Below are 23,080 nucleotides of genomic sequence, written 5' to 3' on the forward strand. Positions count from 1 at the left end.
GAACCGCATCGCGGTGCGGATCGACTGTCAGGTGACGACCTCGCCTCACCCGCGCCGCTCCCGCGCACAACAAAGCAGCCCATGTCCCGTCAGCACACTTACATCCTCGGCCTCAACACCTACGACCACGACGTCAGCGCCTGCCTGCTCCGGGACGGCGAGATCGCGTTCGGCATCGCCAAGGAGCGCATCACTCGCGAGAAGCACGCCTCCGGCTTCTACAAGGAAGTCGTCGACTACTGCCTGAGCGCGGAAGGCATCACCATGGCAGACGTCGATCTGGTGGTGCGCAACTGTTACATCCTGCCGGTGCCGGAGATGGAAGACCGCCTGATCTTCCAGGACATGCCCGGCTTCCTGCCCGAACACGAGCGCGGCACCGCCCGCAGTCACCCGCTGTTCCGCAACAAGTCCAACAAGGTGATGACGATCTCGCATCATCTGGCGCACGCCTATAGCGCATTCGCGCCATGCCCGTTCGAGGAAGGCGTGGTGATGATCGTCGACGGCGTCGGCAGCTACCGGGCCGATGTCGACGAGCAGTTTCCCGGCGACGATGCCTCGCCGCTCGCCCGCGAATCCGAGAGCTACTACAAGTTCAGCGGCACCAAGCTGGAGTGCCTGAAGAAGGTCTGGATGGAGCCGGAACGCGGCTTCCTCAGCGACGAATTCTACAACATGCCGGGTCTTGGCGCGTACTACAGCCGGGCCTCGACCTACGTGTTCGGCGACTGGAACAAATGCGGCGAGCTGATGGGGCTGGCGCCCTATGGCCGGCCGAACGTCGTCCCGCCGATGCTGCAGATCGAGAACAACAAGCTGACCGTGCCGCGCTGGACGTCGGAGCTGAACCAGCCCTACATCATGGATTCGCCCGGCAAGTGGGAAACCCACCCGGCGATGAAGCACTGGGAAGACCTCGCCTGGCGGGTGCAAGACGACACCGAGCGCGTGCTGCTGGAACGCGCGCGCTGGCTGCGCGAGACCACCGGCGCCAAGAACCTGTGCATCGCCGGCGGCGTCGCGCTGAACTGCGTCGCCAATGGCCGCATCGCCCGCGAAGCCGGATTCGAGAACGTCTGGATCCAGCCAGCCGCCGGCGACGACGGCATCGCGATCGGCTGCGCCTATTACGGCCATCTCGCGGTTCAGCAGAAGCCGCGCAGCTTCGAGATGAAGCACGCTTACATCGGCCGGCCTTATTCAGGCAGCGAGATCGAGCAGGCCACCAAGCGCTTCTTCGTCAAGCCGCAGATCAACGTCGTCCGCAGCAACCAGGTCTACAAGGAGACCGCCAAGCTGCTCGCCGACCAGAAGGTGATCGGCTGGTTTCAGGGACGTTCCGAATTCGGCCCGCGCGCGCTCGGCCACCGCAGCCTGCTGGCGGACCCGCGTCATGCCGAGATGAAGGACATCCTCAACAGCCGGGTGAAGCACCGCCAGCCGTTCCGCCCCTTCGCGCCGATCGTGCTGAAGGAGCGCGCCGACGAGATCTTCGAGGGCGTCGGCGACTCGCCTTTCATGCTGCTGGCCAAGCCGGTCGCGGTGGCGTGGCGCGACAAGATTCCGGCCGTCGTCCATGTCGACGGTACCGCGCGAGTGCAGACGGTGGACGAGGAGACCGCGCCCGACCTGTACTACATCCTCAAGGAGTTCGAGGCGCTCACGGGCGTGCCGGTGCTGGTGAACACGTCCTTCAACATCAAGGGCGAGCCGATCGTCGAAACCCCGCGCGACGCGATGGCTTGCTTCCTCACCACCGGGATCGACTACCTGGTGATGCACGACACCATCGTGTCGAAGAACAAGGCCCACCGCTTCATCAACCCGGTGCTCGAAGTGTATTCGGACGTCACCAACCTGGTGCGCTCGACGACGCGGGTGGGCTAAAGTCAAAGAACGTCGTCATGGCCGGGCTTGTCCCGGGCATGACGGTTGCTACGCGCACTGAGCCCTCATCCTGAGGAGCCCGGCAAAGTCGGGCGTCTCGAAGGATAAGGCCACGCGGTCCCCGCGGCCCATGGTTCGAGACGGCGCTACGCGCCTCCTCATCATGAAGCTGTGTTTGTGGCGGGAGACTCGAACCTCAGCCCCGCACCAGCCGCTTCAGCCAGCGTGGGCCGAACAGCAACAGCACGGCGGCGCCGTAGACCACCGCGCCGACGACGATCAGCAGCAGCAAGGCGGCCTCGTCCCGCAGCGTCGGGAGTTGCGCGAGATAGGGAGCGCCGAACAAGGTCGTCGCCCACAACGCCGCGCCGAGCAGCAGGCCCGTAACAACGAACTTGACGATCGCCGTTGTCAGGGCGCGGTCGAATTCCAGATAGCCGGCGCGCACCGAGAAAAAGATCACCAGCAGCAAATTGATCCAGGCGCCGGCGGCGGTGGCGAGCGCGAGGCCGACCTGGGCCAGCGGGCCCATCAGCAGCACCTTGAGGATGACGTTGGCGGCGACCCCGGTCAGCGCCGCCTTCACCGGCGTTGCGGTGTCCTTGCGGGCGTAGAACGGCGCCACCGCGCTGCGGATCAGCACGAACGGCACCAGCGCGATCGCATACGCTGCGAGCGTCGCGCCGGCGGACAGCGCGTCGGCGCGGGTGAAGGCACCGCGCGCGAACATCGCCCGCATGATCACGTCCGGCACCGTCAGGAAGGCAGCGAGGAACGGCATCGAGAACAGCAGCGTGAATTCGAAGGCGCGGCGCTGCGACGCCTTGGCGCCGGCATCGTCGCCGGCGGTGAGCTGTCGCGACATTTCCGGCAGCAGCACGGTGCCGATCGCAATGCCGATCACGCCGATCGGCAACTGATTGAGCCGATCCGCATAGTACAGTGCCGACAGCGCACCGGCCGGCAGGAAGGTGGCGATGATGGTGTCGGCGAACAGCGCCAGCTGCGTGCCCATCGAGCCGAGCGTCGCCGGGCCGAGCGCGCGGAAGAACGCGCGGACGTCGGCGTCGAGCTTCGGCCGCGAGAACCGCGGCAGGCCGCCGTGCAGCGACAAATCCCCGGCGAGCAGAAAGTACTGCAGGAAGCCGGAAATCAGCACGCCCCAGGCCGCGGCGTGGCCGGCAGTCGGGAAGAACGCGGCCAGCGCCAGCGTCGCCATCATCGAGATATTGAGGAAGATCGACGCCGCAGCCGCGCTGGCGAAGCGCTGCATTACGTTGAGGATGCCGCCATACAGCGTCACCAGCGTGATCAGCAGCAGATACGGAAAGGTGATCCGCGTCAGATCGATCGCCAGCCCGCGCTGCGCCGGGTCGTCGGTGAAGCCCGGCGCCAGGATGCTCATCATCTGCGGCATGAGCAGCAGCGCGACCGCCAACAGCACCAATTGCGACAGGAAAAGCAGCGTGAAGATGCGGTCCGCAAACAGTTTCGCGGAAGCCTCGCCCTTCTCGCCGTGGACATGCGCGTAGGCCGGCACAAAGGCGGCGTTGAAGGCGCCCTCGGCGAAGATTGCGCGGAAATGGTTAGGCAGCCGCAGCGCCACGAAGAACGCGTCGGCGATCGGGCCGGCGCCGAGAATCGCCGCCAGCATGATATCGCGGGCGAAGCCGGTCAGTCGCGACAGCAGCGTGAAGCCGCCAACGGTGAAAATGCGCCTAAGCATGCGCCGCTTCTACAGGAAGTGGCGAGGCGGCAAAACCGGAAACGGTCTCCGGCCCCTCACCCAGCCGAGTCATTCCGGGGCGCGCGCCACTCGACGCGCGAACCCGGAATCCAGAGGTTGTTGCACGTCAGATATTCCGGGTTCGCGCGAGCTTGCGCTCACGCGCCCCGGAATGACCAACTCACTCGTGCGAGCGCCCTGGGATTGACGGCCTCTCAGCGCGCGACGGCACCGCGCACGGCGGCGATCACGCGATCCTGAGTCGGTGCGTCGAGATAAGCGTGCATCGGCAGGCTGATGACCTCCGGCGACAACCGCTCGCAGACCGGAAGCCCGCCATCCGCCACCGGGAAGGCGCGGTACGCGGTCTGCTGGTGCATCGACTTCGCATAATAGATCGCGGTCGGAATGCCCTGCGCCTTCAGGGTCGCCGCGAAGCCGTCGCGATCGATGCCCTTGGGCAGACGGATGGTGTATTGCGCCCACACCGAGCTGCAGCCGTCCGCAAGCCGCGGCACGGTCACCACGTCGGCCAGCGACTCGGAGTAACGCTCGGCAACGCGGTTTCGCGCCGCAATCTCGTCGTCGAAGATCTTCAGCTTTTCGAGCAGGATCGCCGCCTGAATGGTGTCGAGGCGGCCGGTCAGGCCGAGGCGGATATTGTCGTATTTGTCGCCGCCCTGGCCGTGAACGCGCACGCTGCGCAGGCCTTCGACCAGTTCGGCGTCGTCGGTGAAGATCGCGCCGCCGTCGCCGAAGCAGCCGAGCGGCTTGGCCGGGAAGAAGCTGGTGGCAGTGGCGAGCCCGAAGGTGCCGAGCTTCTTGCCCTGATAGGTCGCGCCGAAGCCCTGCGCGGCGTCGTCGAGCACGAACAGCCCCTCGTCTGCCGCAACCGTCGCGATGGCGGCATGATCGGCAGCCTGGCCGAACAGGTCGACCGGGATCACCGCCCGCGGCTTGAGGCCAAGCTTCTTGGCCGTGCCGATGCCGCGCTTCAGCGACGCGATGTCGATGTTGAAGGTGACTTCATCGACGTCGACGAACAGCGGTGTCGCGCCGGTCAGCGCCACGGCTTCGCCGGTCGCGCAGAAGGTGAAGGACGGGCACAGCACCGCATCGCCGGGGCCGATACCCTTGGCCATCAGCACCATCAGCAGCGCGTCGGTGCCGCTCGAGCAGGTCACGACGTAGCGCGCGCCGGTGTAGGTCGCGAGTTCGGCCTCAAGTGCCAGCACTTCGGGGCCGCCGAGAAACTGGCAGTGATTGAGCACCTTGCCGACGGCTTCGTCGAGCGCGGAGCCCAGCCTGCGGCGCTGCGCGCCGACGTCGATGAAGGGCACAGGGTCGGTGCGAAGATGCTGATTCATGGAGCCCGGCTTGATCAGAGAGAACGAGATGCGCTCAGCGCGTTGAACGATCGGGAGCGGCGCTTATCCGGCGGCGCGCAGCGGCTCCTTGCGGCCGGCTGCGGCCTTCGGCGGCTGCTCGAGGCACTGGATGGCGATCTCCAGGCTGGCGACGCCTTCTTCGCCAGTGACGGCGGGGATACCGTTCGAGCGCACCGCGTTGAGGAAGGCGATCAGTTCGGCGCGCAGCGGCTCGTCGTGCCCGACCGGCAGATGCCGCATCGAGTAGCTGCCGTCGGCCTTGAAGCCGAAGCACTCAGTGACCTGGCGAGTCAGCAGATCGCCCATCACGTATTTGCCGCGGGTCGCCACCGTGACGTTGCGCGCCTTGAACGGCGTCAGCCAGTTGGTGTTGATGTGCGCCAGCACGCCCGACTCGGTGCGGAATTGCAGCAGCGCGATGTCCTCGCGCTCGGCGACCGCGCAGGTCAGCTGTGGCTGAACGTCGACGATCTCGGACTCGGTGAACCAGCGGATCAGGTCGATGTCGTGCACCGCCAGATCGATCACCACGCCAACATTGGACATCCGCGGCGGGAACGGTCCGACCCGGGTGATGCCGATCGAGAGGATGTCTTCGTTGCGAATCGCCTGCTTGATCGCCGCCACTGCCGGATTGAAGCGCTCGACATGGCCGACCATCAGCGTCACGCCGGCCTTGCGGGCGGCTTCGACGATCTCGCGGCCTTCCTCGACCGTGGAGGCGATCGGCTTCTCGACCAGCACGTGAACGCCGCGCCCGATGCAGGTCAGCGCCACCTCGTGGTGCAGGTGAGTCGGTGCCGCGATGGTCACTGCATCGACGCCGGCCAGCAGCAGTTCGTCGACGGTCACGAAGGTCTTGCAGCCGATCAACTCGACCGCGCGATTGCGATGCTCTTCCAGCGGATCGACGATGCCGACCAGCGACACGCCGGGAAGACCCGCCAGAACGCGCCCGTGATTCGTTCCCATCACACCCGCCCCGATAACGCCGACTCGGAGCGTGGATTTCGTGGGCTGATGAGAAGCGGACGTCATGGCAGGATGCCTCGGCAATTAGGGATGCGGCTTCCTAGCACGGCGTCACAGTTGTGGCGATGATGCTCGGAAACTGCCCAAACACGTTTTGATTCAGACAATTACAACGTTCCAGTGAGGCCGGCGGGCCACATTAGACGTGGTAATGAGAACGATACCAAGCGACGAAGCTGCGAATGCCATCCTCGATCGCCGTTTCGGGCTTGAAACCGACGTCGCGCATCAGATCGTCGACGTCCGCAAACGTCTCCGGGACATCGCCGGGCTGCATCGGCAACATATCCTTGACCGCGGCTCGGCCGAGTTCCTGTTCGAGCAGGCCGACGACATGCATCAGTTCCTCGGGCCGATGATTCCCGACATTGTACAGCCGCGCCGGCGCGCGGCCGGCGGCACCCGGCGGAACCTGCCCGATCAGCCGCAGCACCACACGAGTGACATCGGCCACGTAGGTGAAGTCGCGACGCATCTTGCCGTGATTGAAGAGCTTGATCGGTCGCCCCTGGGTGATCGCATCGGCGAACAGAAACAGCGCCATATCGGGCCGATACCAGGGGCCGTAGATCGTGAAAAACCGCAGCCCGGTGGTCGGCAGCCGATAGAGATGGCTGTAGGAATGCGCCATCACCTCGTTGGCCTTCTTGGAGGCGGCGTAGAGGCTGATCGGATGGTCCGTGCGGTCCTCGACCGAGAACGGCAGCTTGGTGTTGGCGCCATAGACTGACGATGACGACGCGTAGATCAGATGCTCGCAGCCGTTGTGCCGGCAACCCTCGAGCACGTTGAGGAAGCCCTCGAGATTGGCGTCGGCGTAATCGTGCGGATGGCTGAGCGAGTGCCGGACGCCGGCCTGCGCGGCCAGATGGATCACGACCGGGAATCGCCGCCCGGCAAACAGCGCTGCGGTGGCGGCGCGGTCGGCGAGATCGTTGTGGATAAAGGTGAAGCGTGGCGATTCGCGCAGCAGCGCGAGCCGCCCCTGCTTCAAGGCAGGATCGTAATAGGTGTTGAGATTGTCGAGCCCGACGACGGTCCGGCCCGCATCCAGTAGTTCGCGCGCGACGTGAAAGCCGATGAAGCCGGCGGCTCCTGTCACCAATACGGCTTCTTCCGCCATCATGCCCTCAACGACCGGGGTTCAGCCCCAGATTTCTGACACGGGCTGCCCGGAGCGCGCCTGTTTAGCCGCCGGTAAGCCTGAGCGGCAAGCGCCGACTGGCCCGCCCTTGCAAGATCGGCCCCAAAACCATACCAAACGGCGACTTTCGCAGCGCAATCCGCAGTTTGGCCGCTGCAGCAGATGCCCTTTCATCGCAGCGAGCCCGATGCCCCGGCCCTTCGTCTCCATCCGTCTCCCCATTCGCCGCCGTCTTCGGGCAGCGAATTGACATGGCCGGCCAGGACACATGGCTGGCGTTGGCGGCCATTCCGGTGGCGGCGATGGCCTGTGCGGCGCTGATCGTGGCGATCATGCCGCTGCTCATCCGCTACGCCCTCGCGCGCCCGAACGCCCGCTCCTCCCATAAGATACCCACGCCTCAAGGCGCCGGGATCGCGGTGATCGCCGCCACCCTGGCGGTGGCGGCAGGCGCCATCGCCCTGTTCCCGACCGAGCCCACCGTCCCGTTGCTGTTGTTCGGCGCTACGGTTCTGATCGCCGCCGTCGGCACTGTCGACGACATCAGGCCGATCCCGGTGCTGCCCCGGCTTCTGCTGCAGGCGATCGCAGTCGGTGCCGTGATCGTGACGATTCCGGCCAACCTGCAGATCGTGCCCGCGGTGCCGGTGTGGATCGAACGCGCTATCCTGGTGGTGGCAGCGCTGTGGTTCGTCAATCTGGTGAACTTCATGGACGGGCTGGACTGGATGACCGTCAGCGAAGCCGTGCCGATCACCCTGGCGCTGGTCGGTTTCGGGCTCGCCGGCGTCCTGCCGGCCGACTCGACGTTGATCGCGGCGGCGCTGGGCGGCGCGATCGTTGGATTTGCCCCTTTCAACCGGCCGGTCGCCCGTGTCTTTCTTGGTGATGTCGGCAGTCTGCCGATCGGATTGCTGCTCGGCTGGTGCCTGCTGCAGCTGGCGCTGCACGGCCATGTCGCGGCGGCGCTGTTGCTGCCGCTATACTATCTTGCCGACAGCACGCTGACATTGGTTCGCCGCATCCTGCAGCGCGAAGTGTTCTGGGAGGCGCACCGGACCCATTTCTATCAGCGCGCGACCGACAACGGCTTTACGGTGATCGGCGTCGTCGGCCGGGTGTTCGGGCTCAATCTGCTGCTGGCTGGCCTTGCCGGCGTCTCGGTCGTGTTCGACTCACCGACCGTCGATGCTGTGCTGCTTCTCGCAGGAGTTGCGGCCGTCGCTGCCGTACTGACGCAGTTCGGCCGCCCTCGTCGCCGATTGGTGGGGTGAGAGCATGCGAAACCGCCCACAAGCCCCGCGCCATTCCCTGTTTGCCGGCGCACGCGCCGATCTTGCCGATCTGCGCGGTGGGCCCCTCAGGCCACAATCGCCGGAGGGCGTTCGGCCCTCCTTCGAAAGATTCGGACTTGGCCGAGGCTTGCTGTTATCTAACGCGATCAAGCAGAGCAGGACCGACGTTCAATGAAGTCGTTGTACAATCGCCTGCGTGAGCAGCGGCGCTCGCGGCCGATGATCGCCAAGATGGTCAGCTTTGCGGGCATCGGCGTGATCAACGCGCTGATCGATCTCGCCGTGTTCACGGTCGCCTATGAGGCGCTGCAACTCCCGCTCGTGCCGGCGAATATCCTGGCGTGGCTGGTCGCGGTCTCGTGCTCATATGTCATGAACAGCATGATCACGTTCCGGACGGAGTCCGGCCGCACCCTGAAGCGGAGTGCGTATTTCAGCTTCGTGGCCTCCGGCACGCTCGGCGTTGCCGCGGCGACGACCACGCTGGTCGTGCTGTCTCACTTCATTCCAGTGCTGGCGGCCAAGCTGCTGTCGATCGCGGTCAGCTTTGTCGTCAACTTCTCGATGTCGCACTTCGTGGTGTTCCGGACCAAGCCGGCTGTTCCCGATCGCCCCGCGAATTCCGATCTCTGAATAAAAGCATTCGGCGCGATCACCGCATTGCGCGCATGCGCCGCCACCGGCGGTCAAGCTTGTCCCTGAACGGCGCCTTCGGCTTTGTACTCCGGGACCGCATCCTTGAGGATCGCGACGACGTCGGCGTGCTCACGGGCGGCGATCGCGGTTTCCAGCGCCTTGAGCCAGGTCCGCAGCGTTTCGAGCGGCAACTCGTTGGGACTCGCCGCGACGATGCCCGGGATGCCGATTTCGGTGAAGGGCTCGTGCTTGGCAAACAGAATCTCGTGCAGCCGCTCGCCGGGGCGGATGCCGGTGAAGACGATGTCGATGTCGTAGCCAGGCTGTAGTCCCGACAGCCGGATCATGCGCTCGGCGAGGTCGACGATCTTCACCGGCTGGCCCATGCTGAGCACGAACACCGACGCGTCGGAATGCTGCTGATCGAGCGCGTGGGTGGCTGCGGTGATGACGAGATCGCAGGCTTCGCGGATCGTCATGAAGTAACGCACCATGTCCGGATGCGTCACCGTCACCGGGCCGCCGGCTTCGATCTGCGCCTTGAATTTCGGCACCACCGAGCCGTTGGACGCCAGTACGTTGCCGAACCGCACCGAGATCAGCCGCATCGGCGGTTTGTCGCCGGCCGTGTTCGCTGCGATGTCGCGGTCCATACTCTGACAGTACATCTCGGCGAACCGCTTGGTGAGGCCCAGCATCGACACCGGCTCGATCGCCTTGTCGGTCGAGATCATCACCATCGCTTCGCAGCCGGCGGCGCGCGCCGCGTCGGCGACGTTGACGGAGCCGAAGATGTTCGTCTTGACGCCCTCGCCCCAGTCTCGCTCCAAAATCGGCACGTGCTTCAGGGCGGCGGCGTGGAACACCAGATCCGGCTTGAAGGAGCTGATGAGCTGAAAGATCCGCTCGCGATCGCGGATATCAGCGATGTGACCCTGCACCACCGTCTGGGTCACCTTCGCAGACAGTGTCTCCATCGCAGCATGGAGAGCAGGTTCGGAGTTCTCGATCACCAGCAGCCGGTCGGCGCCAAAGGTGGTGACACGGTCACACATCTCCAGCCCGATCGAGCCGCCACCGCCGGTGACGACGATCGACTTGCCCTTGAGCAGCAACTCGAGCCGGCGATAATCGATCTTGACGCTCGGGCGCAGCAGCAGATCCTCGACGGCGACCGGCGCGAGGCGCGGCGTATCGCGGCTTTCTTCCAATGACGGCAATCGGCTGACGACGAGGCCCAGCTTGCGGGCCCGCATCAGCACCGCCTCCGGCTGCGCCTCCGCCTCGAACGCCGACGGCGTCATCACGGCGCGCTCGATCGGACGGCCGCGATCGGCGAAGTCCTTCACCACGTTCGGCAAGTCGTCGATGCCGCCGAGCACCGGAATCCCGCGGATTGTCTGCCCGCGATCCGCAACCGAGGGCGACAGCACGCCGACCGGCCAAAGCCGTTTCACCGCGCCGCTCTCGATGCCGCGCAGGAAGACTTCAGCGTCTGCGGCGAGGCCGATCAGCAGCGTCGGCGCGGCGTTCATCGTCATCGCCTTGTTGCGCGTCCGCGTGTAGCGAAAATAGCGATAGGCGAGCCGCGAGCCGGAGAGAAAGCAGACTTCGAGGAACCAGTAGATGATGATGGTCGTCTTGCCGAGGAAGAACGTGCCGTACACGTTCGGCGCAAGGAAAATGTAGTCGAGCAGCAGCAGCGCGACGGTCAGGACACTCGCCGCACGCAGAATGTTCAGCAGGTCCGGGATCGATACGAACCGCCATTTGGTAGTGGTGAGCTGGAACGTGTAGCAGACGAAGAAGCTGAAGATGACGAAATACGGCAGGATCTTCAGCAGAAGCGGCAATCGGTCGAGCAGATTTTCGCCGTCGAACCGCAGGAAGAAGCTGAGCACCACCGCGATGGCGGTGACGCCTGCGTCGTGGATCGCGATCAGCCAGTTGCGATAGGTGAACGATGAAATCTTGGTCAGCATCGCTATCGCTCGTCTCGCTTGCAGAACGCAGCCCGTCTCATACCGTTCCCTCGCGAGCCTTCTCGACCAGCGAGGTGGTGCTGTGGCCCTGCAGGATGTCGACCAGCAGCACCTCGCCGCCGCCGGCTTCGACCACCTCGTGGCCGATCACCTGTTCGCGCGTGTAGTCACCACCTTTCACCAGCACGCTGGGCACGATCTGGGTGATCAGCTTCAGCGGCGTGTCCTCTTCGAAGATCACCACCAGATCGACGGCCTCGAGCGCAGCCAGTACCTCGGCGCGGGCGCGCTCGTTCTGCACTGGACGGCTTTCGCCTTTCAGGCGGCGCACCGACGCGTCGCTATTGAGGCCGACGACCAGCCGATCGCAGGCGCCGCGCGCGGCGGTCAACACCTTGACGTGCCCCGGATGCAGAATGTCGAAGCAGCCATTGGTGAAGCCGACGCGCAGCCCCTCGCGCCGCCATTCGGCGATCCGCCTGTCGAGATCGGCTTCGTTGCCGATGATCTTGTCCTCGGCCGCGAGCGAAGCGTGCGGCAGCAGCTTGCGCCGCAGTTCGGCGGGCGTGACCACGGCTGTCCCGTTCTTGCTGACCGCAACCGCGGCCGCCGCACTCGCCGCCCGCATCGCCGTGGCCCAATCCTGGCCAGCGGCGAGCACGACGGCCAGCACCGCCGCCACCGTGTCGCCCGCCCCCGATACGTCACGCACCTTCACCGGAAGCGCCGGCACATGGATCGGTTCGCCGCCGCGCGGCACGAGCGTCATGCCGAGCTCGCTCTGCGTTACCAGCATCGCCTCGCAGTCCGCCAGCGCCATCGCCTCCTGGGCTGCCGCGGCAATACTCGCCAGCGTGTCGGCGGCCGAGCGGGTAGCCGTAACGAACTCCTTGCGATTGGGCGTCAGCAAGGTGGCGCCGCGATAGGTCTCGAAATTGGGGCTCTTCGGATCGACGATCACCCGCTTGCCACGCTGCCGCGCCGCCTCGATCACGCGCGCGATCACCTGCGGAGTCAGCACGCCCTTGGCGTAGTCGGACAGCAGGACGATATCGGCATGCTCGAGCTGCGGCAGGATCGCGTCGAGGAGCCGCGTCTCGACCTCGCTGGAGGCCGGGGCTGCGGTTTCCCAGTCCGCGCGCAGCATGTGCGTCGAGAAGTGCTCCGACACAAACCGCACCTTGCGCGTCGTCGGACGCGACGCATCGCGAACCAGCAGAGGCTCGATCCGCGACTCGCGCGCGAGTTCCGCGCTCAACGTCCGCCCTGCTTCGTCGTCACCGATCAGCCCGACGAAGATGCAGCGCGCGCCGATCGCCGCGATATTACGCGCGACGTTGCCGGCGCCTCCGACGTTGATCTCGCTGCGTTGGACCGCTATCACCGGCGCAGGCGCCTCCGGCGAGATCCGGGAGACCTCGCCATAGACGAATTCGTCGAGCATCAGATCGCCGACGCAGAGAACCGTGGTGTTCTCGATCGACTGCAGCAGGGTCTCAAAATTGAACATCAAACTTCACACGTTGGAGCGCGATCAGCGGAAGCGATCGCCGGCGTCGAGATATCCTTTGACGTAGGACGCAACCGCATCCTCGAGGGGCGTAAAGCCGCCATTGTAGCCTGCGGCCCGCAGCCGGGCCCCTTCGCTCTCGGTGAAATACTGATAGCTGCCGCGAATCTGTTCCGGCATGTCGATGTATTCGATCTGCGGCGGCGCGCCGAGCGCCGCATAGGCAGCCAGGATCAGATCGCGGAAACTTCGAGCGTGACTGGTACCGACATTGAACAGGCCGCTGACCGACGACGAAGCGAACAGCCACATCATCACCCGGACGACGTCGTCGACATAGATGAAGTCGCGGCGCTGATCACCGTCGGCGATGCCCTCGCGGTGCGACTTGAACAGCTGCACCACCCGGCCGGCCTTGATGTCGTCGAACCGCTTGGCCAGCACGCTGGCCATCGCACCCTTGTGGTACTCGTTCGGCCCGAACACGTTGAAGAACTTGAGACCGGCCCATTGCGGCGGCAGGCGCTCGCCGCGAGCCGCCCGTTCCGCCACGACCAGGTCGAACAGGTGCTTGCTCCAGCCATAGAGGTTCATCGGCCGAAGCTGCTTCAAGGCATTCAGCGACGGATCGTCGTCGAACCCCTGGGCACCGTCACCGTAGGTCGCCGCCGAGGAGGCGTAGATGAAAGGCACGCGGTTTTCGGTGCACCACTCGAGCAGGCGCATCGACAACCGGAAGTTGGTGTCGATCACCAGATCGCCATCGGTCGCGGTCGTCTCCGAGATCGCGCCCATGTGGAAGATGGCGTCGACCCGGCGCCCTCTCAGCCAGTCGGACAGCTCGGCGGGCGGGACCACATCGGCGAGCTGCCGCTTGGCGAGGTTCTTCCACTTGCCGTCGTGACCGAGAAAATCGCAAACCGCCACATCGCTGCGTCCCGCCTCGTTCAGCGCCGCTACAATGTTCGATCCGATGAAACCGGCGCCTCCGGTTACCAGCAGCATGACTCCCCCGCCTCGATTTGACGCGGCCACCTTTGCCCCACTCCGCCCGGGCAGGCAACTTGAACTCCGGCGCCCTGCTCCTTGGGAACCCGCATCACGGCGAAATCACGGCTGGACGCGAGGCAATGCAAGCGCTAACCGGCAGGTCCGCGTTTATCCCGGTGGCTCTGAGAGCCTCCGCCAGACACCCGCAATGAATTACGATTCACTCAAATCCATCCTGGCTAAAGCCCCGGACCGCTCGGAGACCAGCCCCGTTCTGCTGATCCCGTACATGTGGATCGGCGATTTCGTGCGCTGCCACACGGTGGTCCGCGTGCTCAAGGATCGCTGGCCGAACCGTCCGGTGGACGTGCTGACCACGACGCTGTGCGCGCCGCTGGTCGACTACATGCCGGGCGTGCGCCAGGGGATCGTCTGGGATCTGCCCCGCGGCAAGCTCGCGCTCGATCAGCAGCGGGCCCTGGCAGCCCGGTTGCGCGCGGAAGGCTACGGCCGGTCGCTGGTGATGCCGCGAACCTTTAAATCCACGATCGCGCCGTTTCTCGCCGGCATTCCCCAGCGCACCGGCTTCATCGGCGAGGTCCGATTCGGGCTGCTCAACGACTGGCGGCGCGGCGAGAAGGCGCTGCCGCGGATGATCGACCGCTGCGCCGCGCTGGCGCTGCCGGCGAGTATAGAGTTGCCGATGGACTGGCCGGAGCCGCAGCTGGTTGTGCCGAAGGACGCCATCGCGGCGTGGCGACAGGCCAACGGCTTCGAAGGCCGGACCGCTGTCGCCTTGGCGCCGGGCGCGGTCGGACCGTCGAAGCGCTGGTCCTACTATGTCGAGGTGGCCCAGGCGTTGACCGCGCGCGGGCTCGACGTCTGGGTGATCGGCGGGCCGGGCGAAACCGAAAAGGCCCGGGAGATCGTCGCGGCGGCCGGGCCGAACGCCCACGACCTCACCGGCACCGATCTGCGGAACGGCGTTCTCGGCCTCGGCGCCGCCAATCTGGTGATCTCCAACGATTCCGGCCTGCTCCACGTCTCGGCCGCGATCGGCAGCCGGACCATCGGCATTTTCGGGCCCACCAGCGCCTGGCATTACGCGCCGCTCAACCCGATCGACGCGGTGATCGAAACCAACACCGACGTGCCCTGCCGCCCATGCCACAAGCCGGTGTGCCGGATGGTCCATCATAAATGCATGCGCGACATCCCGGTGGATAACGTGATGGGCGCCGCAATGGCGGTGCTCGCCGGCGCCGGCGCCGGCGGCCCGCCCGCCCGGTGACGAGCCGGCACAGCGGCGACTTGCCCTTGTCGGACGCTGCGCTTAACCAGTGCTGATCTTCCTGCCTTCAGGTGTGACGTGAGCCAGAACCGGATCGCCGCGCATTTTCAGAACTCGCTCGCAGCGATGACCGCCGCGGCCGGCGATGCGGAGCTGCTGGCCGCCTCGCAGTCGATCGCGGCTGCGGCGATCGCGGCGCTCCGCGCCGGCAACAAGATCCTGATCGCCGGCAATGGCGGCAGCGCCGCCGATGCGCAGCACATCGCCGCCGAAATCATCGGACGCTACAAGCAGGAGCGCCCAGGCTGGCCGGCGATCGCGCTGACCACCGATACTTCGGCCCTCACCGCCATCGCCAACGACTACGGCTTCGACCGGGTGTTCGCGCGTCAGGTCGAAGGCCTCGGCCAGCGCGGCGATCTGTTCATCGGCATCACCACGTCGGGCCGCTCGCCGAACATTCTCGCCGCGCTCTCGGTTGCTCGCGAACGCGGCCTCGTCACGGTGGGCATGACCGGACCGAGCGGCGTGTCGATGGGTGAGGTGTGCGACCATCTGCTGATCGCGCCGGCGCCCGAAACCGCGCTGGTGCAGCAGATACACCTGATGGCCGCGCATGCGATCTGTGACGAGATCGAATGCACGCTGGTGGCGCAGGCATGACCGTGCCGGACGAGCGCGCGCGCAAGCCCGCGGCGTTTCTCGATCGCGACGGCGTCATCAACTACAACGATCATTACATCGGCACACGCGAGCGTTTTCGCTGGATGCCGGGCATCGCTGCGGCGATCCGCCGGCTCAATGAGGCCGGTTACTACGTATTCGTGATCTCGAACCAGTCCGGCGTCGCACGCGGCATGTTCAGCGAAGACGACGTCCGCGCCCTGCATAGCTGGATGCTGGCCGAACTGAGCCAGCAAGGCGCGCGGATCGACGACATTCGCTACTGCCCGTACCATCCGGACGGCATCGTCGAGGCGTATCGTCGGCCGAGCGACAGCCGCAAGCCGGGGCCCGGCATGATCCTCGACCTCGCGCGCGCATGGCCGGTGGCAATGCAGGACAGCTTCGTGATCGGCGACAGCGCCGTCGACATCGAAGCCGCACAGGCCGCCGGCATTCCGGGCTTTCTATTCGCAGGCGGTGATATCGACGCGTTCACTGCCGAGGTGCTGCGCGAGATGGCGCGGTCGGACGCTGAAAACTAACCGAGCAGAAGCTCCGCCGCTTCGATCGCCTGCCGCGCGGACGGCGCGCCACTCTTGCCGCCGAGCACCTTCATCGGTCCGCTTCCGACAGGCCCGGTCAGTCCGGGATCCGTCGATACGTAGATCCCGACAAGTGGCACCCGATACGCTGCAGCGAGGTGCATCAGCCCCGTATCGACCCCGACCACCAGCACCGCGTTCGCGATCACTTCGGCAGTGAGATCGAGCTTCTGCTTCGGCAGCACGCGGCTGCCCTCGATCGCACCGGACAGCCGCTCGGCAGTCTGCCGCTCTGTCTCGGTGCCCCAAGGCAGCACGACCGAGATGCCGCGCGCCTGCAGCCAGCGGCCGATCTCGATCCAGTCTTCCGCGCGCCACTCCTTAGACGTCCGCGACGTGCCATGCAGCAGCACCGCGTAAGCTCCCTCGTTCGAGCGAGCCGGCGGAATGAGACCATAATCGATGTGGTCCGACGGCCGATAGCCGAGCGACAGACCCGTCAGCAGACGATTGCGCGTCACCGCATGCAACGCGCGCGCGACGGTGTGCGTCACGTCGTAGAACCGCGCGGCGAACGGCTCACGAATGCTACCGGCGTCATAGCCATGACGTTCGCCGTGCGCGAGACGCGCGATGATGGCGGAGCGGATCAGGCCCTGGGTGTCGATCACCTTGTCGAATTCGGGTTCGCGCAGCCGCGTGTTGAAATCCACGATGTCGCGCCACGTGGCGCGCGCCGTCAGTTTCGACCGCCACCGCCGTGTCGCCACAGGGATCACCTCGGCGATCGACGGATGCAACCGCGCCAGCGGCGCGAACGCCTCTTCGACGACCCACGACAGGCGAAGCCCGGGAACCGATCGCACAGCATCGGTGATGGCGGGCATCTGGTGCACCACGTCGCCGAGCGAGGAAGTTTTGATGATGAGAATGTCCGACATCGCGCCGATCGAAGCCACAACACCGGAACTCGTTACAGTTTGGCAACCATATTGTCGATTCCCCCTCTGCAGAGCCGGAAAATCGCGAAGATCAGCGATCTGGCGACGACGTCCGTCTATTGTCGTCGAAAGACTGAAGCGGACTGCGCGAATGCAGCTCGTATTCTAACACGGGGGCCTCGATGACCGTGCTCGTGACCGGCGGCGCCGGCTATATTGGAAGTCACACCGTGCTGTCGCTGGTGGAGGCCGGCGAGAGCGTCGTCGTGATCGACAATCTGAGCACCGGATTCTCCAGCTTTCTTCCGGAAGGCGTGCCGCTGTTCATCGGCGACGCTGGCGATGAGAATCTTGTCGAGGGCGTGATTGCTTCGCAGCGCGTCGACGCCATCATTCATTTCGCCGGCTCGGTGATCGTGTCGGAGTCGATGCGCGATCCGCTGGGTTACTATCGCAACAACACCATGACGTCGCGCAGCCTGCTGAACGCGGCCGTGACGCGCGGGGTGCGCAACTTCATCTTCTCCTCGACCGCAGCTGTTTACGGCAATCCCGACCGTATGCCGGTCGCCGAAGAGGCACCGACACGTCCATTGTCGCCTTATGGATGCTCCAAGCTGATGACAGAGATCATGCTGCATGATTCCGCAACGGCTTACGGCATCAACTACGTGGCGCTCCGCTACTTCAACGTCGCCGGCGCCGATCCGCAGGCGCGCATCGGCCTCGCCACGCCGGGCGCCACCCATCTGCTGAAGATCGCAGTCGAGGCCGCAATCGGTCAGCGCTCCAAGGTCGAAGTGTTTGGCACCGACTATCCGACGCCGGACGGAAGCTGCATCCGCGACTTCATCCACGTCACCGATCTGGCGCAGGCGCATGTCGCGGCGCTGCGCTATCTGCGCCGCGGCGGCTCGCCGACCACGCTGAACTGCGGCTATGGCCGAGGCTATTCGGTGCTGGAGACGCTGGACGCGGTGCGGCGCGTCGCCGGCCGCAATTTCGCGGTGACCACAGCGGCTCGTCGACCGGGCGACATCATGGCGATGGTCGCCGACACGAGCCGGATTCGGGCCGCGCTCGACTGGACGCCCCGCTACGACGACCTCGAAACCATCGCGGCGCATGCTTTGGCGTGGGAGCGGAAGCTCCTAGCCCAGCGCCAAGCCCCTGAACTTCAAGCCATTTCGGCCTAGAACCGGCTGCTGCCGGCAGCTTTGGCTTGAAAACCCGGCCCATCGGGGGCAAGGAGGCGGCCAGACGCACGCCAGCCCGACGCGCGCGACCAGATCGACGCCGTCGATGGAACGCGGATGACCAACGCCCCACGCAAGATTACCGATGATCCTTACGGCGCCGCCCAATTGGTCCGCCGGCTGGTGATGGAACAGGCGTCGGTCTATTGGCGGCGCTATCTGCTCGCTTTCGTCCTGATGGCGATCGCCGCGGCCGCCACCGCCCTCTCCGCCTATCTGCTCGGACAGGTGATCAACCAGGCCTATGTCGACCGCAATCTGACGGGCATCGTCGTGCTGTCGCTGGTCAGCCTGGCGATCTTTACCGTCAAGGGCGTGGCGACCTACGGCCAGTCGGTGATCCTCACTCAGATCAAGAACGCGATCCTGGCCAACAATCAGCGCCGGCTGTTCGACAAGCTGATGCACGAGAGTCTCGGCTTCTATGCGCAGCGGCACTCTTCCGAATTTCTCGCGCGGCTGACCTCCGGCGCCAATTCGGTCACCGAGGTGCTGAACCTGCTGATCAACGCGATCGGCCGCGATCTGCTGTCGCTGATCGGCCTGGTCATCGTGATGGTGACGCAGGATCCGTTCATGGCGCTGTTCGGCCTGCTGATCGCACCGCCGGCCGTGCTGGTGCTGCGCAAGCTGGTGCGCCGCGTGAAGGGCCTCGCCTATACGCAATTCGCCGGCAATGCCGAAATCCTGGAGACGATGCAGGAATCGCTGCAAGGCATCCGCACCGTCAAGGCGATTTCGCTCGAACAGACGATGCGAGACCGCAACGGCGCCAGCATCGAGGCGGTGCGCAAGAACGCCGACAAGATGGCGCGGGTCTCGAACCGCTCCAGCCCGCTGATGGAAACGCTGGGCGGCTTTGCGGTTGCGGCGTCGCTGATGTATGGCGGCTATCGCGTGGTGGCGATGGGCGCGACGCCGGGGCAGTTCTTCTCCTTCCTCACCGCGTTCCTGCTGGCCTATGAGCCGGCGAAGCGACTGGCGCGGCTCAACATCGAACTCAACAGCGGCCTGGTCGGCGCGCGCATGCTGCTCGAGATCGTCGACAGCCCGCAAAGTGAACCCGACGACAGCACCAAGCCGGCGCTCGCGCTGACAGAGGCCCGGGTCGAATTCGACGCCGTGCGCTTTGCCTATCGGGCCGACGAGCCTGTTCTGAAAGCGATGAGCTTCGTCGCCGAGCCCGGCAAGATGACCGCTCTGGTCGGCCCTTCGGGCGGCGGCAAATCAACGGTGCTGGCGCTGCTGCTGCGGTTCTACGAACCGTCAGCGGGCGACATCCGGATCGACGGCCAGTCGATCGCGGCGGTGTCGCGCCACTCGCTGCGGCAGCAGACCGCCTATGTGGGCCAGGACGTCTATCTGTTCCGCGACACGATCCGCGCCAATATCGCGTTCGGCAAGATCGGCGCCAGCGAAGACGAGATCATCGCTGCCGCCAAGGCCGCGCATGCGCACGACTTCATCATGAGCTTCCCGCTCGGCTACGATACGCCAGTCGGCGAACACGGCGCGCAGCTCTCGGGCGGTCAGCGGCAACGCATTGCGGTGGCCCGCGCGCTGCTCCGCAACGCTCCGATCGTGCTGCTCGACGAGGCCACCGCCGCGCTCGACTCCGAGTCCGAGAAGCTGGTGCAGGAAGCCATCGAGCGGCTTTGCCAGAGCCGCACCACCATCGTGATCGCGCATCGACTGCACACCATCATGCATGCCGATTCGATCGTCGTGGTCGAAGCTGGCGAAATCGTCGAACAGGGCCGGCACGACGACCTGCTACGCCGCGGCGGCCGCTACGCGTCGTTCTTCCGCCTGCAGCAGCGCCACACGGCGCCGTTGGCTGTGGTCGATACCGCCGTCTAGACTATACCGCCTGCCTTCCTGCGTCCCGCCCTCCGACCGCTCTTGCTGCGAGAATGAAACTCATGAGCACCGCATCTTCCGTGATTGCCCCGCTGCCGCAGCCCGCCCTCGCCGTACAGGGCGACAGCAAGACGTTTCCGGTGCGCCGGATCTGGTGCGTTGGCCGCAACTACCTGGAGCACATTCGCGAACTCGGCAATGACGAGCGCAACCCGCCCTTCTTCTTCGCCAAGCACGCCGACATGATCGCCCCGGACGGCGCGACGATCCCGTATCCGACGCTGACCAAGGACATGCAGCACGAGGTCGAGCTGGTGGTCGCGCTCAAGAGCGGCGGCCTCAACATTCCGGCGGAGACCGCGCTGGATCACGTCTGGGGCTACGGCGTCGGCATCGATTTGACGCGGCGCGATCTGCAGACCATCTCGCGCAAGAAGGAGCAGCCCTGGGAGATCGGAAAGTCGTTCGATCTGTCCGCGCCGTGCGGCGCGCTACGCCCGGCCTCCGAGATCGGTCACCCGGCCAAGGGCAAGATCTGGCTGTCGGTCAACGGCACCGAACGCCAGAAGGGCGATCTGTCGGAGATGATCTGGAACGTCGCCGAGATCATCTCGAAGCTGTCGCTGCAGGTCGCGCTCGGCGCCGGCGACATCATCATGACCGGCACGCCGGCCGGCGTCGCCGCGCTGGTGCCGGGGGACAAGGTCGAATGCGGCGTCGATGGAGTCGGTACGCTCAAGATCGCGATCGGTCAGCCGGCCTGATCGTCCTCCGCGGCGTCAACCTGTGGTCTGGAATAGCTCGACAATGGTCGAAATTGACCATGGTCGGGCTGGCGTTAGCAATTGGTTAAGCATAACACCTGAGGATCATACGGGGGCTGTTAGGGCGTATGTCATGGTCTCGGATCTCAGGCGATTAGTGTTGCTCTCGGTCGCAACGGCGCTGTTTCTCGCTGCGGCGCAGGCGTCGGCGGGACTCTCCTGGCGGAATGGCGAACCGGCGCGCGTCGCGACGATCGGGATCGTCCGCTGATTGCGCTCGTCAGCACGGCGCTCGATCGCCATCGGCCTGCGATATCTCGCCAGCCGCTCAAGGCTGGCGCTTACTGATCGATTTCCGCCGGCCGTGAATCCTTGAACTGCGGATAGAACGGCCGCGGCTGCCAGCCGATCTCGGTGGCTGCGCGTGTCACGTCGAACGTCATGTCCTTGGTCATGCGCGTCGCCATCGTGGCCGACAATCCCGGCAGCACGCGCACGGCGAGCGGCAGCACCAGGCGCCAAGCCCAGTCCGGCACCGGCACGATGATGCGCGGCAATCCGAGGCCATCGAAGATCCGGCCGACCATCTGGCGGTAGCTCAACGTCTCACCGCCGGGCAGGTCGTAAATCTTGCCAGCGCAGGATGGCCGCGCGGCCGCAGCAATCGCTGCCGCGGCGAGGTCGTCGGCGTGCACCGGCTGGCGCAAACCCTCGCCGCCGCCCATCAGCGGGAAGAAGCGGAAGCGGCGAATCAGGCCGGCGATGCGGCTGACATTGCCGTCACGGCCTTCCAGATAGATCAGCGTCGGCCGTAGCACCGTCCAGGCCACACCGCTGGCGTCGCACGCCGCGATCAGGCGGGCTTCGTCAGCCCCCCAGCGCCGGATGGCAGCTCGCTCGTCCGGATCGGGCGAATCCCATTTGGTCGCAATGCTGGTCGAGGTGAACACGACGAGACGGGTCATGCCGGCTTTGGCGAGAGACGGCACCGCATCCGCGACGAGCCCGACCGGCGCCGTCGCATACACCACGCCGAGCGACGGCAACGCCGCGCCCGCGAGATCGGCCAGGTCGGCGCCGAGCCACGACACACCGTCCCGAGCAGACTGCGGCCGCCGCGATAGTCCGACGGGATTGGCGCCGTCCTTCGCCAGGCGACGCAGGATCGCGCCGCCCACCATGCCGGTCGCGCCGATCACCAAGGGCATGGACTTACTCATGGGACGACCCACCTTCGACGAATACGCGCATCTGGCAGACCAGCATCACGGACATGCTCGCTGCATAGCAGGAACGACGTGAAGAGTCCGCCCGGCCTCCGAAGACACCATCCATCGCCTGGTGACGAGAGATCAGGCCGCCGGCAGCCGCATCTCGACGCACAGACCTCCCAGCTCGGACCGACGCAACATCAAGGCGCCCGCGTAGAGTTCCGCCAGTTCGCGGGTGATCGACAGGCCGAAGCCGAAACCAGGAGCGCTCTCGTCGAGACGATGCCCGGCCCGCACCGCATTCGCCATCTGCTCCGCCGACAAGCCGGGTCCATCATCCTCGATCGTCAGAACGACGCTGCGTCCCTCGGCGGTCGCGCGGACCGTCACCTTGGTCCGACACCACACGAAGGCATTTTCGAGCACGTTGCCCAGCATCTCGTCGACATCCTGCTGCTCGCAGGCGACCGCCACGGTCGGCGCGATAATTTGCACGACGTCGATCGGCTTGTCGGCATTCACCTTGGCGAGCACCAGCGCCAGATCGGCCACGCGCGGCGCCAGCAGTGTCCGAGCGCGAACCGGACCGCCAAGCGCCGCCGCACGCGCGCGGCCGAGGTGATGCCGAATCCGGCGATCCATCAGCAGTACCAGGCTCTGAACATCCTCCGCACCCGGCGCCTCCTTGCGCAGCGCGACCGACAGCGTCGCCAGCGGCGTTTTCAATCCATGCGCGAGATTCGAGACGTGACGCCGCGCCCGCTCGAGATTGGCGGCGTTTTCGCTTAGCAGCGCGTTGAGCTCGTCGGCAAGCGGCTGCAATTCGCCCGGCTGATCCTCTGGTACGCGCTCACGCACGCCGCCCCGCACATCCGCGATGGCGCGGCGCAGCCGTTCGAGCGGCCGCAAGCCGAGGCGCACCTGTAGCAGCATGGCTGTGATCAGCGCGACGCCGA

20 protein-coding genes are annotated in these 23,080 nt (G+C 65.7%); 10 read left to right on the top strand and 10 right to left on the bottom strand.

The features are described from left to right. Positions 1-81: 81 nt before the first annotated feature. Positions 82-1,890, top strand: a complete 1,809-nt coding sequence (locus tag ACOJTD_RS07015; protein WP_420132201.1) for a carbamoyltransferase — start codon at positions 82-84, stop codon at positions 1,888-1,890. Between the two features lie 196 nt (positions 1,891-2,086). Here the strand turns inward: ACOJTD_RS07015 and murJ are convergent, their stop codons facing one another. The 4 genes from murJ to ACOJTD_RS07035 form a co-directional block, all read right to left on the bottom strand. After that, positions 2,087-3,616, bottom strand: a complete 1,530-nt coding sequence (gene murJ / locus ACOJTD_RS07020; RefSeq protein WP_420132202.1) for a murein biosynthesis integral membrane protein MurJ — start codon at positions 3,614-3,616, stop codon at positions 2,087-2,089. 215 nt (positions 3,617-3,831) lie between these two features. Next, entirely contained in the window at positions 3,832-4,983 is a 1,152-nt protein-coding gene (locus ACOJTD_RS07025) for a DegT/DnrJ/EryC1/StrS family aminotransferase (RefSeq protein WP_420132203.1), read from the bottom strand. A gap of 63 nt (positions 4,984-5,046) precedes the next feature. Beyond that, positions 5,047-6,042: a Gfo/Idh/MocA family oxidoreductase gene (locus ACOJTD_RS07030; RefSeq protein ID WP_420132204.1), complete on the bottom strand. Its 996-nt coding sequence runs from the start codon at positions 6,040-6,042 to the stop codon at positions 5,047-5,049. 133 nt (positions 6,043-6,175) lie between these two features. Further along, positions 6,176-7,159 carry an NAD-dependent epimerase/dehydratase family protein gene (locus tag ACOJTD_RS07035; RefSeq protein ID WP_420132205.1) on the bottom strand — a complete coding sequence of 328 codons (984 nt, stop codon included), beginning with the start codon at positions 7,157-7,159 and terminating at the stop codon, positions 6,176-6,178. A gap of 272 nt (positions 7,160-7,431) precedes the next feature. Between ACOJTD_RS07035 and ACOJTD_RS07040 the strand changes: the two genes are divergently transcribed. Together ACOJTD_RS07040 and ACOJTD_RS07045 are read left to right on the top strand one after the other, a co-directional pair. After that, the gene (locus ACOJTD_RS07040) at positions 7,432-8,454 is read left to right on the top strand and encodes an MraY family glycosyltransferase (RefSeq protein ID WP_420132206.1); all 1,023 of its coding nucleotides are present in this window, start codon (positions 7,432-7,434) and stop codon (positions 8,452-8,454) included. A gap of 192 nt (positions 8,455-8,646) precedes the next feature. Beyond that, on the top strand, positions 8,647-9,108 hold the full coding sequence (locus tag ACOJTD_RS07045) for a GtrA family protein (RefSeq protein WP_420132207.1): 462 nt from the start codon (positions 8,647-8,649) through the stop codon (positions 9,106-9,108). Between the two features lie 53 nt (positions 9,109-9,161). Here the strand turns inward: ACOJTD_RS07045 and ACOJTD_RS07050 are convergent, their stop codons facing one another. The 3 genes from ACOJTD_RS07050 to rfaD are packed head-to-tail and all read right to left on the bottom strand — an operon-like array spanning position 9,162 to position 13,608. Then, positions 9,162-11,093 carry a polysaccharide biosynthesis protein gene (locus ACOJTD_RS07050; RefSeq protein WP_420132208.1) on the bottom strand — a complete coding sequence of 644 codons (1,932 nt, stop codon included), beginning with the start codon at positions 11,091-11,093 and terminating at the stop codon, positions 9,162-9,164. A gap of 37 nt (positions 11,094-11,130) precedes the next feature. Continuing rightward, on the bottom strand, positions 11,131-12,603 hold the full coding sequence (rfaE1, locus tag ACOJTD_RS07055) for a D-glycero-beta-D-manno-heptose-7-phosphate kinase (RefSeq protein WP_420132209.1): 1,473 nt from the start codon (positions 12,601-12,603) through the stop codon (positions 11,131-11,133). A 24-nt stretch (positions 12,604-12,627) separates the two neighbouring features. Next, positions 12,628-13,608: an ADP-glyceromanno-heptose 6-epimerase gene (gene rfaD / locus ACOJTD_RS07060; protein ID WP_420132210.1), complete on the bottom strand. Its 981-nt coding sequence runs from the start codon at positions 13,606-13,608 to the stop codon at positions 12,628-12,630. 193 nt (positions 13,609-13,801) lie between these two features. Here rfaD and waaF point away from each other — a divergent pair, with 193 nt between their 5' ends. The 3 genes from waaF to ACOJTD_RS07075 all read left to right on the top strand — a co-directional run bounded on the left by waaF (position 13,802) and on the right by ACOJTD_RS07075 (position 16,092). Continuing rightward, positions 13,802-14,884 (top strand): lipopolysaccharide heptosyltransferase II, encoded by a 1,083-nt coding sequence (gene waaF, locus ACOJTD_RS07065; RefSeq protein ID WP_420132211.1) that lies wholly within the window; start codon positions 13,802-13,804, stop codon positions 14,882-14,884. 78 nt (positions 14,885-14,962) lie between these two features. Then, the gene (locus tag ACOJTD_RS07070) at positions 14,963-15,547 is read left to right on the top strand and encodes a D-sedoheptulose 7-phosphate isomerase (protein ID WP_420132212.1); all 585 of its coding nucleotides are present in this window, start codon (positions 14,963-14,965) and stop codon (positions 15,545-15,547) included. Further along, positions 15,544-16,092 carry a D-glycero-alpha-D-manno-heptose-1,7-bisphosphate 7-phosphatase gene (locus ACOJTD_RS07075; protein WP_420132213.1) on the top strand — a complete coding sequence of 183 codons (549 nt, stop codon included), beginning with the start codon at positions 15,544-15,546 and terminating at the stop codon, positions 16,090-16,092. Before ACOJTD_RS07070 ends, ACOJTD_RS07075 begins: the two co-directional genes overlap by 4 nt. Here the strand turns inward: ACOJTD_RS07075 and waaC are convergent. After that, the gene (gene waaC, locus ACOJTD_RS07080) at positions 16,089-17,033 is read right to left on the bottom strand and encodes a lipopolysaccharide heptosyltransferase I (RefSeq protein WP_420132214.1); all 945 of its coding nucleotides are present in this window, start codon (positions 17,031-17,033) and stop codon (positions 16,089-16,091) included. The two genes, ACOJTD_RS07075 and waaC, sit on opposite strands and share 4 nt — an antisense overlap. Positions 17,034-17,215: 182 nt before the next feature. On the opposite strand from waaC, the gene galE reads away from it, so the two are divergent. From galE to ACOJTD_RS07100, 4 genes are all read left to right on the top strand, one after another. Beyond that, on the top strand, positions 17,216-18,229 hold the full coding sequence (gene galE / locus ACOJTD_RS07085; protein WP_420132215.1) for a UDP-glucose 4-epimerase GalE: 1,014 nt from the start codon (positions 17,216-17,218) through the stop codon (positions 18,227-18,229). 117 nt (positions 18,230-18,346) lie between these two features. Next, positions 18,347-20,149, top strand: a complete 1,803-nt coding sequence (locus ACOJTD_RS07090) for an ABC transporter ATP-binding protein (protein ID WP_420132216.1) — start codon at positions 18,347-18,349, stop codon at positions 20,147-20,149. Positions 20,150-20,211: 62 nt separating this feature from the next. Continuing rightward, a complete protein-coding gene (locus ACOJTD_RS07095) occupies positions 20,212-20,913 on the top strand; it encodes a fumarylacetoacetate hydrolase family protein (RefSeq protein WP_420132217.1) in 702 nt (233 codons plus the stop codon). Positions 20,914-21,046: 133 nt separating this feature from the next. Then, complete coding sequence (locus ACOJTD_RS07100; RefSeq protein WP_420132218.1) at positions 21,047-21,184, top strand: hypothetical protein; 138 nt, start codon at positions 21,047-21,049, stop codon at positions 21,182-21,184. Positions 21,185-21,254: 70 nt separating this feature from the next. Here ACOJTD_RS07100 and ACOJTD_RS07105 read toward each other — a convergent pair whose 3' ends face one another. Beyond that, positions 21,255-22,133 (bottom strand): NAD-dependent epimerase/dehydratase family protein, encoded by an 879-nt coding sequence (locus ACOJTD_RS07105; protein WP_420132219.1) that lies wholly within the window; start codon positions 22,131-22,133, stop codon positions 21,255-21,257. Between the two features lie 132 nt (positions 22,134-22,265). Continuing rightward, positions 22,266-23,080: ATP-binding protein (locus ACOJTD_RS07110; protein ID WP_420132220.1), on the bottom strand; the 815-nt coding region annotated here is incomplete at its 5' end.

The sequence above is a fragment of the Rhodopseudomonas sp. genome (genome assembly GCF_048594845.1).
GTDB lineage: Bacteria > Pseudomonadota > Alphaproteobacteria > Rhizobiales > Xanthobacteraceae > Rhodopseudomonas.

What these genes read in the sequence shown, in the direction of transcription:
- ACOJTD_RS07015 (WP_420132201.1), top strand. Translation starts at nt 82, where the DNA reads ATGTCCCGTCAGCACACTTACATCCTCGGCCTCAACACCTACGACCAC.
- murJ (WP_420132202.1), bottom strand. Translation starts at nt 3,616, where the DNA reads ATGCTTAGGCGCATTTTCACCGTTGGCGGCTTCACGCTGCTGTCGCGA.
- ACOJTD_RS07025 (WP_420132203.1), bottom strand. Translation starts at nt 4,983, where the DNA reads ATGAATCAGCATCTTCGCACCGACCCTGTGCCCTTCATCGACGTCGGC.
- ACOJTD_RS07030 (WP_420132204.1), bottom strand. Translation starts at nt 6,042, where the DNA reads ATGACGTCCGCTTCTCATCAGCCCACGAAATCCACGCTCCGAGTCGGC.
- ACOJTD_RS07035 (WP_420132205.1), bottom strand. Translation starts at nt 7,159, where the DNA reads ATGGCGGAAGAAGCCGTATTGGTGACAGGAGCCGCCGGCTTCATCGGC.
- ACOJTD_RS07040 (WP_420132206.1), top strand. Translation starts at nt 7,432, where the DNA reads ATGGCCGGCCAGGACACATGGCTGGCGTTGGCGGCCATTCCGGTGGCG.
- ACOJTD_RS07045 (WP_420132207.1), top strand. Translation starts at nt 8,647, where the DNA reads ATGAAGTCGTTGTACAATCGCCTGCGTGAGCAGCGGCGCTCGCGGCCG.
- ACOJTD_RS07050 (WP_420132208.1), bottom strand. Translation starts at nt 11,093, where the DNA reads ATGCTGACCAAGATTTCATCGTTCACCTATCGCAACTGGCTGATCGCG.
- rfaE1 (WP_420132209.1), bottom strand. Translation starts at nt 12,603, where the DNA reads ATGTTCAATTTTGAGACCCTGCTGCAGTCGATCGAGAACACCACGGTT.
- rfaD (WP_420132210.1), bottom strand. Translation starts at nt 13,608, where the DNA reads ATGCTGCTGGTAACCGGAGGCGCCGGTTTCATCGGATCGAACATTGTA.
- waaF (WP_420132211.1), top strand. Translation starts at nt 13,802, where the DNA reads ATGAATTACGATTCACTCAAATCCATCCTGGCTAAAGCCCCGGACCGC.
- ACOJTD_RS07075 (WP_420132213.1), top strand. Translation starts at nt 15,544, where the DNA reads ATGACCGTGCCGGACGAGCGCGCGCGCAAGCCCGCGGCGTTTCTCGAT.
- waaC (WP_420132214.1), bottom strand. Translation starts at nt 17,033, where the DNA reads ATGTCGGACATTCTCATCATCAAAACTTCCTCGCTCGGCGACGTGGTG.
- galE (WP_420132215.1), top strand. Translation starts at nt 17,216, where the DNA reads ATGACCGTGCTCGTGACCGGCGGCGCCGGCTATATTGGAAGTCACACC.
- ACOJTD_RS07090 (WP_420132216.1), top strand. Translation starts at nt 18,347, where the DNA reads ATGACCAACGCCCCACGCAAGATTACCGATGATCCTTACGGCGCCGCC.
- ACOJTD_RS07095 (WP_420132217.1), top strand. Translation starts at nt 20,212, where the DNA reads ATGAGCACCGCATCTTCCGTGATTGCCCCGCTGCCGCAGCCCGCCCTC.
- ACOJTD_RS07100 (WP_420132218.1), top strand. Translation starts at nt 21,047, where the DNA reads ATGGTCTCGGATCTCAGGCGATTAGTGTTGCTCTCGGTCGCAACGGCG.
- ACOJTD_RS07105 (WP_420132219.1), bottom strand. Translation starts at nt 22,133, where the DNA reads ATGAGTAAGTCCATGCCCTTGGTGATCGGCGCGACCGGCATGGTGGGC.